This window comes from Streptococcus sp. 151470009-6 (assembly GCF_053628175.1).
In genome coordinates, this window is record NZ_JBSEZF010000002.1 from 236,571 (window position 1) to 255,037 (window position 18,467).

Annotated in this window: 15 protein-coding genes; all 15 read right to left on the reverse strand. The window is 42.4% G+C overall.

The window, feature by feature from the left end:
- Positions 1 to 177 precede the first annotated feature (177 nt).
- On the reverse strand, positions 178 to 1,062 hold the full coding sequence (locus ACUW6H_RS04560) for an ROK family protein (protein WP_125828291.1): 885 nt from the start codon (positions 1,060 to 1,062) through the stop codon (positions 178 to 180).
- A 17-nt stretch (positions 1,063 to 1,079) separates the two neighbouring features.
- The gene (locus ACUW6H_RS04565; RefSeq protein ID WP_454361974.1) at positions 1,080 to 1,997 is read right to left on the reverse strand and encodes a dihydrodipicolinate synthase family protein; all 918 of its coding nucleotides are present in this window, start codon (positions 1,995 to 1,997) and stop codon (positions 1,080 to 1,082) included.
- A 170-nt stretch (positions 1,998 to 2,167) separates the two neighbouring features.
- Entirely contained in the window at positions 2,168 to 2,812 is a 645-nt protein-coding gene (locus ACUW6H_RS04570) for a YesL family protein (RefSeq protein ID WP_454361976.1), read from the reverse strand.
- Between the two features lie 20 nt (positions 2,813 to 2,832).
- A complete protein-coding gene (locus ACUW6H_RS04575; RefSeq protein WP_000575446.1) occupies positions 2,833 to 3,285 on the reverse strand; it encodes a YhcH/YjgK/YiaL family protein in 453 nt (150 codons plus the stop codon).
- Between the two features lie 444 nt (positions 3,286 to 3,729).
- Complete coding sequence (locus ACUW6H_RS04580) at positions 3,730 to 4,569, reverse strand: carbohydrate ABC transporter permease (RefSeq protein WP_001192118.1); 840 nt, start codon at positions 4,567 to 4,569, stop codon at positions 3,730 to 3,732.
- A gap of 15 nt (positions 4,570 to 4,584) precedes the next feature.
- Complete coding sequence (locus ACUW6H_RS04585) at positions 4,585 to 5,451, reverse strand: carbohydrate ABC transporter permease (RefSeq protein ID WP_001209416.1); 867 nt, start codon at positions 5,449 to 5,451, stop codon at positions 4,585 to 4,587.
- A 218-nt stretch (positions 5,452 to 5,669) separates the two neighbouring features.
- A complete protein-coding gene (locus ACUW6H_RS04590) occupies positions 5,670 to 6,998 on the reverse strand; it encodes an ABC transporter substrate-binding protein (protein WP_049537111.1) in 1,329 nt (442 codons plus the stop codon).
- Positions 6,999 to 7,112: 114 nt separating this feature from the next.
- Positions 7,113 to 7,811, reverse strand: a complete 699-nt coding sequence (locus ACUW6H_RS04595; RefSeq protein ID WP_001135647.1) for an N-acetylmannosamine-6-phosphate 2-epimerase — start codon at positions 7,809 to 7,811, stop codon at positions 7,113 to 7,115.
- A 229-nt stretch (positions 7,812 to 8,040) separates the two neighbouring features.
- Entirely contained in the window at positions 8,041 to 11,541 is a 3,501-nt protein-coding gene (locus ACUW6H_RS04600) for an SIALI-17 repeat-containing surface protein (protein ID WP_454361980.1), read from the reverse strand.
- 325 nt (positions 11,542 to 11,866) lie between these two features.
- On the reverse strand, positions 11,867 to 12,850 hold the full coding sequence (locus ACUW6H_RS04605; RefSeq protein WP_454361982.1) for an acetylxylan esterase: 984 nt from the start codon (positions 12,848 to 12,850) through the stop codon (positions 11,867 to 11,869).
- 255 nt (positions 12,851 to 13,105) lie between these two features.
- Positions 13,106 to 13,588: an acyl-CoA thioesterase gene (locus ACUW6H_RS04610; protein ID WP_000894824.1), complete on the reverse strand. Its 483-nt coding sequence runs from the start codon at positions 13,586 to 13,588 to the stop codon at positions 13,106 to 13,108.
- A gap of 310 nt (positions 13,589 to 13,898) precedes the next feature.
- Positions 13,899 to 15,914 (reverse strand): ATP-dependent DNA helicase RecG, encoded by a 2,016-nt coding sequence (gene recG, locus ACUW6H_RS04615; RefSeq protein ID WP_454361985.1) that lies wholly within the window; start codon positions 15,912 to 15,914, stop codon positions 13,899 to 13,901.
- Between the two features lie 20 nt (positions 15,915 to 15,934).
- A complete protein-coding gene (alr, locus tag ACUW6H_RS04620; protein ID WP_454361987.1) occupies positions 15,935 to 17,038 on the reverse strand; it encodes an alanine racemase in 1,104 nt (367 codons plus the stop codon).
- Positions 17,028 to 17,390 carry a holo-ACP synthase gene (acpS, locus tag ACUW6H_RS04625; protein ID WP_454362096.1) on the reverse strand — a complete coding sequence of 121 codons (363 nt, stop codon included), beginning with the start codon at positions 17,388 to 17,390 and terminating at the stop codon, positions 17,028 to 17,030. The genes alr and acpS overlap by 11 nt, the downstream gene beginning before the upstream one ends.
- A gap of 45 nt (positions 17,391 to 17,435) precedes the next feature.
- On the reverse strand, positions 17,436 to 18,467 hold the full coding sequence (locus ACUW6H_RS04630; RefSeq protein ID WP_000864036.1) for a 3-deoxy-7-phosphoheptulonate synthase: 1,032 nt from the start codon (positions 18,465 to 18,467) through the stop codon (positions 17,436 to 17,438).

Sequence of the window (18,467 nt, forward strand, 5' to 3'; positions counted from 1 at the left end):
TCATATATTTTTCGATGGTAGGAATTCTCCTCCTATCCTACTTTTTTGTAATTCATATTTGTCTTTCCGCTAGTTTTCATATACTGGACAGTTTTTCTATCATCAAAAAAAGAATTAAGCAGAACACTTCTCACTCGATAAGTGACTAAGTGTTCTTCTTAATTCTATAATTTCAAACTAGGATTGTTTTGTTTTAAAATGATAATAAGCTCCCAACATACCTGCTGTATTTTGGTGATGGGCAAATTCTAATCGTGTTTTTTCAGCTAGACTTGGTACCAAGGCCGCCTTCAAGGCTGTGCGGATCTTTGGTTTGAGGATAGCCTCTTGTCCCATGATACCGCCACCGAGAATGACCACTTCTGGATTGGCAACGTAGCAAATATTTGCCAGACCTTTTCCAAGGTAGTCTACCATGCGGTCAATGCCAGCCATACAGATCTTGTTTCCTTCAGTAGCTTCCTTGAAAATGCGTCGCCCATTCCACTGGTCAACTGGATCTCCATGAGCTGCTGCTACATACTCTACCAAGGCTGTCGTAGAAGCCAAATCTTGGAAAGCCCCATCCTGCATATACATATAACCGACTTCGCAGGCTGAATTGCTAAATCCATGGAAAACTTTCCCATCCATAATCAAGCAACCACCGATACCTGTTCCAATGGTCAAACAAAGTGTCACACTCGCTCCCTTGCCTGAACCAGATACTGCCTCAGCAAGACCTGCGCAGTTGACATCATTTTCAATTTCGCAAGGAATCGCAAAGCTAGTCTCGATTTCCTTCTTGAACTGGGTTCCTGCGTAGTTAGGAATTTGCGGGCCAGCGTAGAAAATCTCACCCTTGGCAGGATCCACCATCCCAGCAGAAGAAATGGCAACACCTGCTACTGGGCCTTTTTCTAAATAGCTGGAAACGATATCTTTTGTCTTTTGTAAGATATGGGGTCCACCCTTTTGCGCCTCAGTTGGCATTTCATGCGATTCAACAAGTTGGCCTTCTTGGTCGATTAAACCATATTTGATGTTGGTTCCGCCAATATCAATTGCAACGTAGTGTGTCATAAATACCTCCTTATGGATTAGAGGAAGCGCTCCTTGGTTTCACGAATCAATTGAGCAGCTGCTTCTACAACTGGACGATCTTCTTCAGTCACTGGTGTCAATGGCGAACGAACTGAACCAATGTTCAAACCTTCATTGATCTTCAAAACTTCTTTGATGACACAGTACATATTTCCATGTGCAGCAGTCAATTTACCGATGATAGCGTTGATAGCGTATTGCAATTCACGCGCTGTTTCTAGGTCTTTATCCGCAATCAACTCATTGAGTTTCAAGAAGAGTTCTGGCATCGCACCATAAGTACCACCGATACCAGCTTTTGCTCCCATGAGACGTCCACCTAAGAACTGCTCGTCTGGACCATTAAAGACAATATGATCATCACCACCAAGGCTGACAAAAGTTTGGATATCTTGAACTGGCATTGAAGAGTTTTTAACACCGATAACACGTGGGTTTTTCAACATTTCTGTGTAAAGACTTGGAGTCAAAGCGACACCTGCCAACTGAGGAATGTTGTAGATCACATAGTCTGTATTTGGTGCTGCTGCACCGATGTCGTTCCAATATTTTGCTACTGAGTACTCAGGTAAACGGAAGTAAATTGGCGGGATTGTTGCAATCGCATCAACACCCAAGCTTTCCGCATGGCGAGCAAGCTCGATACTGTCTTTTGTATTGTTGCAAGCCACGTGAGCGATAATGGTCAATTTACCTTTAGCAACTGCCATGACTTCTTCCAAGATCAACTTGCGGTCCTCTACGCTTTGGTAGATACATTCCCCAGAAGAACCGTTGACATAGAGACCTTGAACTCCCTTATCAATGAAGTATTGAACCAAGGCACGCGTACGCTCTGGACTGACTTCTCCTTGATCATCATAACATGCGTAGAAGGCTGGAATGACACCTTCGTATTTTTTCAAATCTGACATAGATTTTCTCCTAAGATTTCTTTTTTCTGCTGAGAGCAGTTCTATTCTTTACAAGTTTAGTATACACCTTGCGAAAATCGCTTTCAATATCTTGTATACACTTAGATTTTAGTTTCTACTTGTATTTTAGAAACTTTAACGATTGAAAGTAGTTTCAGAAACACCTCATCCTACTGGTATTTGGCGAAAATTTTCTCCATCAATCCTGCTTGGAGAAAGACTAGCAAACCAAAACCAAAGAGGATAAAAGCTGATCCACCCAAGAGGAGAGTGAATGCGGATAGATAAAGAACCATCACAATGAGAAAGAGAATGGCTAACATGAGGAAGAACCACGGAAAGTTAAAACTTGCCAAGATAAGCCCTTTTTGCAGCACTTCTTTCCAAGACAAATCATAGCGCGCAGCGATGGGATAACTAGCCAGCATCACGAGAGTGAGGAAGATGAGAATCCCCAAACAAATAGCTTTCACAATCTGGAAAGGCAAAGCTGTCTGGCCCCAGAAAAGATAGAGGTCTAAAAGACTCAGCGAAACAATGCCTAACTCTAGCAAACCTAACTGGAAACCCAGTTTCAGATTTTGCTTGAAGGCCCTTATATAAGTTCTAAAGACTGGTACCCGTCTGCTTCTCTTAATCTCAAACATAGTCTCATAGAGGCTGATTTTTGCCACTCCAATCGTCACGATAGGCAAACAAGAGACAACAAAAAGAAGATTGGCTGTCACGATATCCAAGACCTTCTCACTGAAACGCATGAGAAAATTATCTGTATCAAATGCTGCCTTGATCAGGCTTACTCCTTTTTGTGCCATGTTTTCTCCTCCTGATTCTTTTAATCAATCAAAATTTTAAAGAGATATTTGCGAACCTTCTCTTCCATACCTGCATAGCCATTTGGCTGATGCGGTTCTCCTGGGAAGAAAATCGCAAAATTGTGATAACCCAACAAGAGTGGGTAGCGTTCATGACAATGAACAAAACCAATGTCACTCGCTTCATCGAATGCTACCGCTTCGTCTTTGATACGTGAACCGTAGCTCGAATATTCATGTCCTTCTACCAGCAAATGCAAATCTGCATAGTGTTTATGGTGCTCAAACTGATCATTTTCAGCTTGATTGAGGACATTTTCCTGAACAACTAGAAAGACCTTGTCCCCGTCAATCTCATACTTACCGAGTTCGAAAGAATCCTTACGGTGCTGATAGAGATAGTCGATAGCCTTGTCTAGATTGGGATGAATCCCTTTGTAAAAGGTGATATTTTTTAAATCGTCAAAAATCATACTATTTCCTTCGTTTCTGATAGTTCCTATTTTTCAGTTTCGAATGTTCCTTTTTCTATTTCCCTGTAATAGTGCGGACGGAAGAAAATTCTTTCGGAATTTCATTCCTAATTTTTGAGCCCTTTGCTCTTTCATCGTCAGTCTCAAAAATTCCGTCTAAGATAAGCGTAAGATGCTTATCTTAGATACCACTATAGCGGGAAATAGTTACCATAAAACGAACCTACTCTAACTAGTATCATGAAAAGAGTTCATTCTTAAGTTTATAAGTGTCTGACAAAATCTCTATGGCATACAAATACCCAACATTTTGTAGACACTTATAACTCTGTATTCTTTTATACTCAATAAAAATTGAAGAACAAACCAGGAAGCTAACTGCAGGTCATACTTAAGTATGGCGAGGTGATGCTGACATTGTCTGAATTCGATTTTCGCAGGATCTTATCCTTTAACAGCTCCCATAGTAATCCCCTGTGTGAAGGATTTTTGGAAGACAAGGAAGACGGTTACGATTGGTACGGCTGCAAGAGCTGCACCAGCCATGATCAAACCATAGTTGGTTGCCATTTCGGCCTGCATGGTCGCAACCCCGAGTGAGATGGTCAAGTTTTGACGTGAAGTCAACATAACCAACTGCATGAAGTAGTCGTTCCAAGTATTGATGAAGGTAAAGATTGCAAGGGCTGCAAATCCTGGCTTCACAATAGGGAAGGCTACGCTCCAGAAAGTACGAATTTCACCACAACCGTCGATTTTAGCTGATTCAAGCAATTCTGTTGGAATATTTTCACTGAACTGTTTCATGAGGAAGACCCCAAATGGCCATCCAATCAAAGGCAGGATAACTGCCCAAAGAGTATCGTGAATTCCCATGAAGTTGACGATACGTACCAATGGTACAAGGACAACTTGTTTTGGAAGAGCCATGGCAGCGATAAAGACTGCAAAGAGAATGCGCTGACCATAGAAACGTTTTTTAGCTAGTACATAACCTGCTAGGGAAGAGGTTGCACAAACCAAGAACATAGTTACCAATGAAATAAATACAGAGTTCCACATCCACTGCATGGCAGGGTTTTGCACCATGAGTTGTTGGAAGTTTTCCATTGTTGGAGCTTTAGGGAACCATTGTGGTGGGATCATAATGGTATCAGGCTGTGATTTGAAGGCCCCTGTCAAAATCCAGTAGAATGGAAAGATGAACAGCACGGTCAACAAGAGCAAGATAATCGTTGAAATAACAGTGAAAGCTGTTAAGGGTTTCTTTTGTGTAGATTGCATAGCTGTCTCCTTTCTTTAGTATTCTACGTCGTTTCCAAGTACTTTAAATTGAACAAAACTTACGATCGCAATCATAATTGCCAAGAAGACACCGATAGTGTTTGCATAGCCGTATTCTGTCAATTGGAAGGCTTTTTCGTAAAGGTAGTACATCAAGGTACTTGTTGAGTAGTTTGGACCACCAGATGTCAAGAGCTGAATCAAGGCAAAACATTGGAATGAGTTGATAGTCGTAATGATTGCGATGTAAAGTGTTGTTGGAAGAAGGCTAGGCCATTTGATCTTCCAGAAGACTTGAAATTCAGTCGCACCATCAACACGCGCTGCTTCAACTAGTGAGTTATCAATATTTCCCATAGCAGCGATATAAAGGATAATCGGTTGACCAACAGATGTTGTCAAAAGGATGATCATAATCGCTAGCAAAGCCCAGTTTTTATCACCCAACCAAGAAATGTTTTGGCTGATGATATGACTTGACTTAAGAACAAAGTTTAGAATCCCTGATAGTGGGTCATAGATCCATTTCCATACAACCGTTACGGCAACACTACCTGTTACAACCGGTAGGAAGAAGACGAAACGATAGAAAGAACGGGCAATGGCATTTTGATGATAGGTTTGAGATGCTACAAAGAGCGAGAAGAGAACTACAATCGGAACAGATCCAATAACCAGGATAACGGTATTGATCAAAGACTTGGTAAAGACAGGATCTTTAAACATACGAATGTAGTTGTCCAAGCCTACAAACTCAAATTTCGTCATGGAGTAGTTAAAGAAACTTGTAATGAATCCCATAATCATAGGAGCCAAGACAAAGATCACAAAGAAGAATAATACTGGTGCTAGGAAAGCATAGGAAATCACTGTTTCCCGCATGCGAATTTTATTGACTTTCACAGTCGGCACCTCTCTTTCAAATAGAATATTTTTTGATTTTCTTAAACTGTTTTAAAATCAAAATGAAATTTTTTAAGGTTCGCTTATGTAAGAACTTCATTTTAATTTCGTGACAGTTCCTACCATTTCAAACAAAAGTCCCCCTTTTCTTACACTTTAGTGCACAGGGAAAAGGGGGAATCAATCTGACTTAGTGCTTATTGTTTTGTAGCTTTTTTGATTGTTTCGTTAGCTTTTTCAGTGAAGGTTTTCAAAGCATCCGCTGGTTTTTCGTCACCATTAGATACAGATTGCAACATTGGGAACCAAAGTGTTCTCATTTCAGCAAAACCGTCAATTGTGTTGTAGTAAGGTGAGTAGTATTTAGTCCAACCACTGATTGTTTCCATACGTTTGTCTTCATAAAGTTTGCCAAATGAAGTACGAACTGGGAAGGCACCTGTACGAACTACGTCTTTAGGACCCCATTCTTTGTCATCTGCGATGAATTGAACGAATTTCTTAGCAGCTGCGATTTTCTTATCGTCTTTGTTGTTAAATACTGCAAATCCGTTTACAAGGTATTCAAGAGATGGTTTACCTGAGTCTGATGGGAATGGTACTTCTACCACATCTACCTTACTTGCTTCCAAGAGTTTCGCTTGGATACCGTTTTGAGCTGGTGCCCAAAGGATTGTGTATGAAGTTTGACCGTTCGCAAAGTTTTGGATGTCTGCTCCACCGTCAAATTGTGAACCATTGTTCAACAAACCGTCTTTGATCCAGCTAGCAGCTTTTTCAAGACCTTTGACGAATTTAGGATCGTCAGTTGTATATTTCGTTACTTTTTCATCTGTTACAGAGCCGCCATAAAGGTTTGCAATGAAGGCACGTGTTCCTTGGTCTCCCCCTTGACCAGAACTGAACAATGAACCTGGAGTGTAGCCTTTATCTTTAAGCGCTTTCAAAACTTTTTCAAAGTCATCAGTTGTCCAACCTTCTTTTACAAGGTTTGCAACTCCAGCATCTTCCAACATTTTCTTGTTCATTGCCATATAGAATGGTGCTGAACTGATTGGATACATGTAAGCTTTGTCTCCAGCCTTACTTGCTTGTACGATGTTTTCGTTGTTAACATCTTTGACGAATTCGTCTGTGAAGAGGTCGTTCAACTCAGCCAATTTACCATTTTTACCGTATTGGATGATACGTCCTGGTGCGTCAAAGAGTACGTCTGGCGCTGTTCCTGCTTCGATAGCTGTTGTAATCTTTTCTGGACCTGACTTAAAGTCGATGGTTTCCAATTTCACTTTTACATCTGGATTTGCTTTTTCAAAAGCTTCGATGATTGATTTTTCATAAGTTCCAACACCGTCACCAGTTTTTTCTTGTGTGAAGACTGGGAATGCCCACCAAGTGATTTCTGTTTTTCCGCTATCGCTACCAGAATTTGCAGCATCTTTACTTCCACCAGAGTTACCACAAGCAGCAAGGCCAAGAATCGCAGCACCTGCAAGTACTGTACAAGCTAGTTTTCTAAATTTCATTTGTATTCTCCTAATTGATAAGCGTATCCATATTGGATAATGAGCAAGTTTATATTTGTATACGTTTTCATTTTCTCCGACGCATCAACCACTCTCCTCTTTTTTGAGATTGTGTTATTTAAGACCGGCAACAAAGCGCTCCGTAATCTCTTTTGGTCTAGTAATCGCTCCACCAACAACGATGCCTCGCACCCCATATTCAAGGATTTGTTTGGCTTGTTCAGGTGTATGAATTTTCCCTTCAGCGATGACATCCACTCCTGCTTCACAAAGTTTTTTGATTAGTTCAAAGTCTGGACCATCTACTTTTGGACTATATGAAGTGTAGCCTGATAGGGTTGTTCCAACAAAATCAATCCCTGCTTCGACTGCTGCTAGCCCTTCTTCAAAAGTACTGGTATCAGCCATTAAAAGTTGATGTGGATACTTTTCTTTGACTTGTCGGATGAAGTCCTGAATTTCCAAACCGTCGTAACGTTCACGTTTGGTACAATCCAGAGCAATAACCTCAATGTCTAGTTCAGCCAACTCATCAACTTCTTTCATAGTCGCTGTAATGAATGGCTCCTGTGGCGGATAGTCACGTTTGATGATCCCGATAATCGGAAGTTTCGTAACCTCCTTGATCTCCTTGATATCACGAACACTGTTTGCTCGGATACCGACTGCTCCACCTTGCTCAGCCGCTTTGACTAGCAAGGGGATAACCCCTCCCGCTTCTGTATAAAGCGGTTCGTGAGGAAGTGCCTGGCAAGAGACAATGATTCCATCTTTGATCTGTTCAATCAAGGCTTCTTTGCTGATCTGTGGCATCCTCTTTCCTCCCTTTCTTGTTCTTATGGGCTTATTATATATCATTTGTTAAGCGCTTTCAATAGATTGTGATAGAATAGATTTCAGTTTCAAAACTATTTTATAGAACAGACTATCCTGAAAGTAGTTTCAGACTTCTTATGATTTCGAATCAACCTGAATGTAATAAAGAAAGATAGCAGGCTGAAAAACCTGCTATCTCTTCTGAGAATTACTCAAATACTTTTACTTACGATTCTTTTCTCTTCTTGCCAAATGCAAACAAGGATAAAAGAACACCTGCAAGACCAAGGGAAATCAGTGAGCTTGTTTCCTTGCTTCCAGTATTTGGTAGATCCGTTTGTTTAACTGCTGGAGCTTGATAGGTAACATCTTTTCCTAGAGATAGTTTGTCATTTGCAGCCGCTAAGACTGGTTTGGTTTCTCCCTTAAACTCTGGAAGTTCATGGACTGCCGCCTCAGCGCCATTGACGCCACCTACATACTCTGGTAGGTCATTTGAAGCTGCTAAGACAAAGTTAGCGCCTCCTCTATATTCAGGAAGCTCGTTAGATGCAGCTAGAACCGCATTAACGCCACCTTTAAACTCTGGCAGTTCATGGACTGCTGCTTCAACAGCGTTGACCCCACCTGTAAATTCAGGTTTTTCAACCGTTGGAGCTGCTTCTTCGCCTACTGTTGCCAAAGGACCTGTGTACTCTGAGTTTTCTGTCACAGCAGCTTCTTCTGCATTTACACCTCCTGTGAATTCAGGTTTTTCAACCGTTGGAGCTGCTTCTTCGCCTACTGTTGCTAATGGACCTGTGTACTCTGGGTTTTCTGTCACAGCAGCTTCTTCTGCATTTACACCTCCTGTGAATTCAGGCTGATCTACTGTTGGAGTTGCTTCTTCACCCACTGTTGCCATTGGACCTGTATACTCCGGAACTTCATGAACCGCTGCTTCCTCAGCATTGACACCACCTGCGAACTCCGGAACTTCTTCAACTGCTGGCTCAGCTGAATTAACACCGTTGGTAATTTTTGAGCCTGCTACAGTTACGGCAAGATTATGGATGCTTTCAATACGGCCATCAATGATCTCTGTGATTTTCTGACCAATATCCTCTTTATCAATTGAGAACAAGAGAGTTTTACTATCATATTGGGTAACAAAGTTAGCAGTTTTGCCATTTGCCAATTTCAGTGTTGGCGCTTCATTCACCAATACTTCCGAATCAAACTCCATGGCAACAATTCCTTGTCCCATTTCGATAGCTTGCTTCACTCTAGCTTCTTTTGCAACGATCATATCCTTGCTCAAGAAATCCCAGTTAAATTTCTTATAAGATAAGGTATATTCATTTTGGTTGCTATCCGCTGTTTCGTAAAGCAAACCATATTCTCCCTTTCCAAGGTCTTGGAGGGAGTTGTAAGCAAATTTACCACTTTGGATGGGGTTGTGTTTGAGCCATGTCAACTCACCATTCTCTTCTACACGAGCTAAATGCACCAAACCATTGTAACGTCCAGGTCCCCCTGCATTGCTGAGTACAATATACTCCTTACCTTCATGCATGGTATGAATAGCAGACATTTGAACATAGACATCTTTAACTTGAGGATAGCGTTTGATTTCCTTCTCCCACGTTGCACCACCATCTTTACTTGTGGCAACTTGAAGATCTCCTGTCAATCCACGCATAAAGAGTTTGAGGTCTCCGTTATTCAATTGAACAACCGTAGATTCTGTGTTTTGAGCACCAGCATTATCCATATTGGAAGAGTGGATAGTTTGATTTCCGACAGGACGATTGTCATTGACTGCAGCTCCTGCATGCCATGTTTTACCATGATCATCCGAATAGATAACACGTGAAGACTGAGAACCCCTTAGATGTGATACATTATTGGTTGTATAAACCGGAATCACAAGACGTCCTTTATGAGGGCCTGTACGCAAGGCAATACCTGTACCAGGTCCTGTTCCTAAGAAATGCATCCATTCCTTGCGAATTCCGTGTGTAATATCTTGAGGCGCAGACCAAGTTTTACCATCATCATCACTGTATGACATCCATAGATAGCTAGTATTTGCTACTCTAAAGATATTCTTTTCACTATAAGCAAAGTAAATATTGCCAACTAATTCATCACCCTTGTATAGGTCTCCCTTGTCACTATAAGCAGGTTTCTTAGGATTTACAACAACACGGTAGTCTGTCTTCTGATTTTGAGGATCATAAACATCACCATTTTCACGAATAGTGTACTGTCCTGTTTCCCCTTGTTTATACAAAATTTGATAAACCTTATCTCCGATTTGCTCGTAGGCTTTGGGTGCTTGACCTGGCAAAGCAAAAACAGCTTTCCCTTCTAAGAACATATCGTAAATGGCAAAGATTCTCTTGGTTTCTGGATCTTGTACCAGAGCCATATCGATATTCACTGGAGATGGTGCATTTGGATCCTTGGCATTTTCGTTGTCACGAGGATTAGAAACCACGATTCTATCTCCCCATGTCTTACCATTGTCATCACTACGACGGATAACCATTCCGATATCGCCCCAGTCAGAATGGTGCAAGCGTCTCTCATCTGTTCCAGCAATCAGAGTTCCCTTGTCTGTTTTGAGAAGGGCTGGAATACGATAACTATTGATACCATCTTTATTTGGTTGGCGATTAGATCCACCTTCAAAAACATCATATTTTTCTGTAACTTTAGCACCCTCAGGAAGCTTTCTCTCCAATTCAGAACGCTCAAATAGTTGGCTACGTTTTTTAACTTCTTCTGGTGTCAAGGTGCGATCATAAACGGTAAGATTACGAACTTGCAAATTTGAAGCCCAAAATGTCTTGTTTCCACGTTTAGTTGCTCCAATTTGAGCTTGGTTGACATTTGGCAAATCCTTGATAAATCGACCAGATTTCAAACTAGTGCGAGAAAGCACACCATTTACGTAGAGTCTAACCTTACCATTTGGATGCTCTGCACTTGGTCTTTCAACTGTAAAGGTCACAGAGTTCCATTGACCTGGTTTAATCTTCAGAGGAGCATCGGTATATTTGTCATAAAACTGATTTCCGTTCGCATCACGTCCTTCAATCAAGGCAGTGTTATTAAGAACAGCCATCGTAAAATACTCATTTTCTTTTTTATCACTTGATAAAGAAAATAAGTTGTAAAATGATGGGGCGTTTGCGGCTGGCTTAAACTCCATGTGAACTGTAGCATTCTGGAGTGTCTTTAATTTTTCTAATTCTCCAGAAAGGTCAACTCTCTGCCCATTTGTAGAATCCGTTACCACATCTTCTTTTTCAAGGACAGGATTTGCATTTTCGAGCTCTCTTGCATAATAATCTCTTGGAATTGCCCCTTCATCTTCTGTTTCTTCTGCAGATGGGTCTTCAGTTTTATTCGCAGGGACTTCAGTCTCTTCTGTTGGTTGTGATTTAAGCTTATCTTGGTCCACTTCAACTCCGTTGTCCTGAGCTGCTGCCAATTTACCAGCCAAGTCCTTATCCAAATGTTCAAGATTACCAGAAGACACTTCTTTTGGTAACTCTGATAATCCTTGCCCTTGACCAGATTCGACTGTTTCTGTACTAGCGCCTGCTGCATTGGCTTGCTCTTGAGCTAAGACTGGATTTACTCCAAATACTACTGTACCAATCACTACTGATGCTGCTCCAACAGCAAATTTTCGAATTCCGTATCGCTGGTTCCGATGTAAAGATTTGTAATTCATGTTCGTCCTTCCATTTTTAATAAAAATAAAGCGCTTTCTTTTTTGTCTAAAATTTTTAGTCCTTATGACTATACAATAAAAAAGCAATACAAATGAATGAGCTCTCTCATTCTTACCTCCATCTCCCTACTGTCATCTGTTTTAAACAGTAGAATTCCTTCTCCTTTCTTACTTAACTTTTACTCTATTATACAACAAGTCTTAAATTTATATCCATGTTGCTATAGAAAAGATTTTACTTTCAGAAATCTAACTTTATTCTATTGTTGCAGAAAGTACTTTCTCATCCTTTCACACGAAAAAGAGAGCTACTGCCCTCTCAAAGTTATTTTTTTACATAAGAATAAGGAATCTCACTTCCACAGAGCCAGTTATAAACCTGGTCATTGACAAAAACATTCATGGCTTCGTGAGCATACTCTGGCATGATACGATGGGCCTTGTCGCAAGTCAGACGGTTGTAAATCGCAAACTGGGTAATGGGATAGCAAACATCGTCATCAAAGCCCGTAATCATCTTGACCTCTCCTTTGATACGATGGGCAAGATTCTTCACATCGATATAGGCAAGAGTTGCCATGATTTCATCCTCTGTTTCATGGAAGGGATCGTGAAACTTGAAATAACGGAAAAGTTCGTCATAGGCTTCACTGGTATTGCCAATCTCAAGCACTCGTCTAAAGTCGGACAAGAAGGGATAGATGGCAACTGTTCGCTGAATCCGAGGATTAAGCGCTGCTGCTACCAGAGCTAAAGCTCCTCCTTGTGAGGCACCATAGCTAGAAAGTCTTTCCTCATCTACCTGTGGCAGACTAGCAACAATTTCGATCAACTGGTAAATATCCAGATAGACATCCTTATAAAAGAGCTGGTCTCGACCTTCAACAGCACCACGGATGATATGGCCCTTAACGGTATTTCCCAAAGGAGAGCGTAAGCCATCTTGTGAATAGCCCGACTGGCCTCGAACGTCCATAGAAACAACGCCGTAACCAGCCACAGTATAGGCTAGCATGTCGGTCCAATCCCAACCACGCCCCATGTATCCATGGAAATGGAAGATTAGCGGAACCTTCTCCTCAGTCTTTGGAAGGACGACGCGTGCATAGACCTTGCCTTCATTGGTTCCTTCAAAGGTCAGCTCATAACACTTGACTTGAGGAATATGAAAATCCCTTTCCTCCAGCTGGTAGGTAGGAAGGACTGAAACTTTTTTGACCTCTTCATCCCAAAAAGCATCAAAGTCTTCTGGAACCTCATCCCTTCCTTTATAAGTCTTGATTTCTTCTAGCAAAGCTGGATTTTTCATAGCATGCTCCTTTTGATTTGTAATCGCTATCATAACTGTAGCATATCTGGGAAAGCAATGCAAGAAAGAAGGGTAATACTCTTCGAAAATCAAATTCAAACTACGTCAGCTTCGCCTTGCCGTACTCAAGTACAGCCTGCGACTAGCTTCCTAGTTTGCTCTTTGATTTTCATTGAGTATAAACAGAAAGTGATTTTAGATTCTCCTCCCTCAAACCGATCGTCTGAAAGTAGTTTTAAAATCTTATCTTCCGTTTTACATATGATCCTTTACAGCAACTGCTACCATTTTGGCTTTGGCACGGACTTTAGTAGCCACTGTCATCTCCATAGCAATAATTGCTTTTCTTTCCCCTAATTCCTCCAATGTAGAAGTGACCACAATTTCATCTTCAATTGGACTAGGACTAAGGTAATCAATTTCCAAGCGAGCTGTAATAAAACGTCCTATCACAGTAGATTCCGTCAGTTCCAACCCTTTTTGATGATGGGCAAACCAAGCTGCTGAGGCCGTGCCATGGCAATCAAAAATAGTGGCTATCATTCCTCCAAAGACATTTGATGGAACTCCACCAGTATAAGCATTTTCAAGCTTTATCCGACTAATACAACTCTTTCCATCTATACTTGGATAGGTTTTTAAATGTAAGCCTAAATCATTCTTGGGACCACATCCCCAACAATGCTGAAATCGTTCTCCATACCTATCTTGGATAGCAATCGTTCTGGTTTCTAACATTCTTTTCACTCCTCCTTACTCAGATGGGGCAATTATATCAAGCTTCAGTCAAAGAGTAAATAGGCTTGGAGACTAATATCTTTTTATCACTCGACTAAGTTTGATTTATAGCCGACCATTTTATAAAAATAAAAAGAGCGTTTCCGCTCTCTGTGTATCAATAGGTGCTAGCTCCTTTCTCTAGTTTGAAAGTCTGAAATTTCTTTTGGTTGGTCACTTTAATCGTCATATGAGAGTCCTCGTTTCTTTTTGATGACTCTAGCATAAGACCCAAACCTAAAAGCTAGCTTATAGATTTCTTAGAAAAGGCTTAATCCAGATGTTCTCTCTTTTCTAGGTGGAGAGCAATCATGCGCCATTCTGGATCCTCTTTCCAACCTTCTATAGAACTAATGTAGCTGGCAACCTTTCTGGCTTCTTCTAAAATCGGAAAATCTTCGATGATATCCGCCACTTGGAACTCTGGAAGACCTGACTGTCTGGTTCCAAAAATCTCACCAGAACCCCTCATTTTCAAATCTTCCTCTGCAAGGACAAATCCATTGCTGGTTTCTGTCATGATGCGCATGCGGTCTTTTCCAGACTCGGTCTTGGGATTGGCAACGAGAACCGCATAGGACTGCTTATCCCCCCGACCAACACGACCTCTGAGCTGGTGAAGTTGGCTGAGACCAAAGCGATCGGCATCCATGATAATCATGACGGTCGCATTGGGAACATTGACCCCAACCTCGATAACCGTTGTCGAAACCAGAATATCTGTTTTTCTCTCTTTGAAATCCTGCATAATCTGGTCTTTTTCATCACTCTTCATCTTACCATGTAAAAGAGCCACTTCGGCCTTGCCTGCAAAATGAGCCGTCAACTCCTCTGATAAGGCAATGGCATTTTTCAGATCCAGAGCTTCAGATTCTTCGATCAGGGGAGAGATGACATAGGCTTGCGAACCTTTTTGGATTTCCCCCTCTAGCCAAGTCAAGACCTGAGGCAGCTGCTCATGCTTAATCCAACGCGTCACAATAGGCTTCCGTCCTGCTGGCATCTGGTCGATAATGGAAACATCCATATCGCCAAATGCTGTGATAGCCAGCGTCCGTGGAATGGGCGTCGCCGTCATCATGAGAACGTCAGGATTGTCCCCTTTTTCCCGCAGAACACGCCTTTGTCCCACACCAAATCGGTGCTGTTCATCAATGATAATCAAGCCAAGACGAGCATACTGCACCCCATCCTGAATCAGAGCATGGGTTCCGATAATCAAATCAGCCTCACCCTTGGCAATGGTCTCCAAGACTTCTCTTTTTTCTGCAGCTTTCAAGGATCCTGTCAAGAGAGCGAGTTTCAAGTCTGGAAAGAGACTCTGTAGACTTTCAAAGTGTTGCTCAGCAAGGATTTCGGTCGGTACCATGAGAGCCGCTTGGTTCCCAGCCGTCACTGCCGCAAACATGGCCAAGCCAGCGACTACCGTTTTTCCACTTCCTACATCCCCTTGCAGGAGACGATTCATGTGGTGGTCGGACTTCATGTCGGCCAAAATCTCCTGCAGACTCTTTTCCTGAGCTTGAGTCAGGGCAAAAGGAAGACTTTCTTTAGTAGCTGTCACCTTTTCCTTAGACCAATTCAGAACCAGACCGCTTCCCTGAACTCTATTTTCAGACTTGAGCGTCTGCAACTGCATTTGGAAGTAAAAAAGCTCCTCAAACTTGATACGACGAAGGGCCTGCTTGTATTCTGCCAAATCCTTAGGAAAATGCATGGCACGAACAGCCTGGCAACGGGACATGAGTTTGTATTTGTCCAGCAAAGACTGGGGAAGATTTTCCTCTATCAAGAGGTCCAACCCTTGATCAAAGGCTGTCTTGATAACCTTGACCAGTCCTGCCTGACTGATTCCTTGGGCCAGACGATAGACAGGCTGGAGGTCATCTTCAACCTGAGCCAGAACCTTCATCCCAGTCAGACTGGCCTTAGCACGATCCCATTTGCCAAAAACGGCAAGCGTTGCTCCCAATTCTATCTTATCTGCTAGATAAGGCTGGTTAAAGAAGTTCACCGCAAAAACGACTTCTCCCTGTTTGAGACTAAAGCGTAGACGATTACGCTTAAAACCATAATACTGGACACTGGCAGGAGTCACGACTTGACCAGATAGAACTGCCTTCTCCCCGTCTTCTAGTTCCAATACTTGCTTGGTCTTGAAATCTTCATAACGGAAAGGAAAGTAGAGCAAGAGGTCTTGCAAGTTTTCAATTCCTAGTTTGGCATATTTCTCTGCTGACTTTGGCCCCACACCAGGCAAGACATGCAAGGGTTGATGTAGATTCATGCTCCACTCCTTTCTTTGTTTTAATAATATTCTCTAGGAATGCGATCGCTGAGAAGACAAACCACCTCATAGTTAATGCTGCCACGGTAGACTGCTACCTGAGTAGCTGTGATTTCCTTATCTCCGTCAGAGCCGATCAAGATTACCTTGGTTCCTAGCGGGTAAACCTTAGGCAAGCGAATCGTGATTTGGTCCATCGAAACCCTGCCGACGATTGGGCAAGCTTGCCCATCCACCAAGACGGAGAAGTTCTGCATGTCTCGTGTCCAGCCATCCGCATAGCCGATTGGTACCGTCGCAATGACTTGCTCACTATCCGCCTGATAAGTTGCCCCATAGCCCATGCAAGCTCCAGCTGGCACTGTCTTGACATGAACAAGGGCAGACTCCAAACTCAAGGCTGGTGTCAAATCATAGGGCAAGTCCAAGACCTCTCCACTAGGATTCAGGCCATACATGGCATCTCCCATACGGACTGCATTGAAAATAGTCTCTGCATGCCAAAGAGTCGTGGCAGAATTGCTGGCATGTACCAGCTCTGGTACCTCCTTCATGCTTGTCAAAATAGTTTTAAACCGTTTTAACTGCTTATTAAAGTAGGTATCTGATGCTTCATCTGCCGTCGCAAAATGGGTAAAGATCCCCTCAACACACACACCCTCTTGCTTGAGCAAGTCTTGAGCCTCTTCAGCTTCACTAGCTTCTCGAAAACCAATTCGTCCCATTCCTGAGTCAATCTTGAGGTGAACCGATAAGCCAGATAAATCAGCCCCAGTGGCAAGCAATGCTCGAATCCACTCCAGTCCAGCCACCGTCAAAGTGATGTCGTAATCTTTAGCTAGGTCAATAGCTTCTATTTCAGAAACTCCTAAGATAAGGATTTTCTTGCTAATTCCAGCCTGACGAAGTTCAATAGCTTCATCAATATTGGAAACGCAAAAGCCGTCGACATCGTCTTGGATAGCTGTCGCAACAGCTACAGCACCATGTCCATAGGCATTGGCCTTGACCACTGCCCACTTGAGCGTCCCTTTAGGGATATGCTTCCCCATCTGTTGGATATTTTTTCGAATAGCTCCCAGACGAATCAGAGCCTTGGTCGGTCTATGTGGACTAGCTTTCATGATTTTCCTCCAAAATGACACTGGCTGTCACAAACTGATCTGTGTGGCTGATCGATAGCCAAATCCTGCCTGAAAATGGTGCCTGACTAAAATAGGGAGCCCCTTTTTCGTTGTTCAAGACTTCCAAATCCTGAAAGGTCAATTTGCCAATACCCGTTCCCAGAGCCTTAGAAAAGGCTTCCTTAGCCGACCAACGACCTGCCAAATATTCGATTTGTCTGCGGTCTTTGAGACTGGTAAAGCGCTCCATTTCTTTAGCAGTTAGCACGCGCTTGGCAAAGCCCTCACGTCGTGTAACTGCGCGTTCTATCGAAGCCAATTCTTCGATGTCAATTCCATGTCCAACTATCATTTTCATCAAAAGGAGTTGAGATTCCCCCAACTCCATCCTTTTCACTTATTTTGTTAAGGTAGTATAAATTTCGTCTACCAAGGCCACAGTATTTTCCCAACCTAGACAAGGGTCAGTAATAGAGCAACCAAAGACCTCTGGTTGGTTTTGGCGACCATCTGCTAGGTAAGATTCAATCATAAAGCCTCGAACCGTCTTTTTAATCTTTTCATTCCAATCACGATTCAGCAAGGCTTGACGAACAATGCGGATTTGTTCCATGTACTGCTTGCCTGAATTGTCATGATTGGTATCGATGATGATAAAGGGATTTTCAAGTCCCATGGTCTCATAACGGTTGATAGCGTTTAAGAGGGTCTCATAGTAGAAGTTGGGTTCATTTTTTCCGTATTCATTCATGGCGCCACGAAGGATCACGTGGGCCAAGGGATTTCCTGAAGTCTCCACTTCTTGGCCATGGTAAAGGAAGGTCTGCTTGTTTTGAGCTGCATAGATAGCATTAAACATAACCCCGAGGTTGCCTGATGTCGGATTTTTCATCCCAACTGGAGCATCAATCCCAGAGGCCACAAAGCGATGTTCCTGGTCTTCTACTGAGCGAGCTCCTACAGCATGGTAGCTGACCAGATCATCGACCAAAATGAGATTTGACGGATAAAGCATCTCATCAGCAGTCGTCAAGCCCGTTTCGGTAATCACACGGTAGTGGAGCTGACGAACAGCTTGCAAACCATTGATGAGACTAGGAGCCTCGCTAGCATTTGGCTGATGAATCAAACCCTTATAGCCATCTCCATTGGTACGAGGTTTAGCTGTATAGACTCGCATGACGATAAAGATTTTATCCGCAACTTTTTTCTGCAAGTCAGCTAAACGGCGGGCATATTCCAAAACAGCCTCTTCGTTGTCAGAAGAGCAAGGTCCCATCACCAAAAGGATTCGGTCGTCCTCACCCGAAATGATTGCTGCCAACTCTCGATCTCGTGCTTCCTTATAACGCAAGACTTCAGGTGACAGCTGAGTTGCAGCCTTGATTGCTTCAATATCTATTTCTTGACCTTTTTCGATAAATGCCAT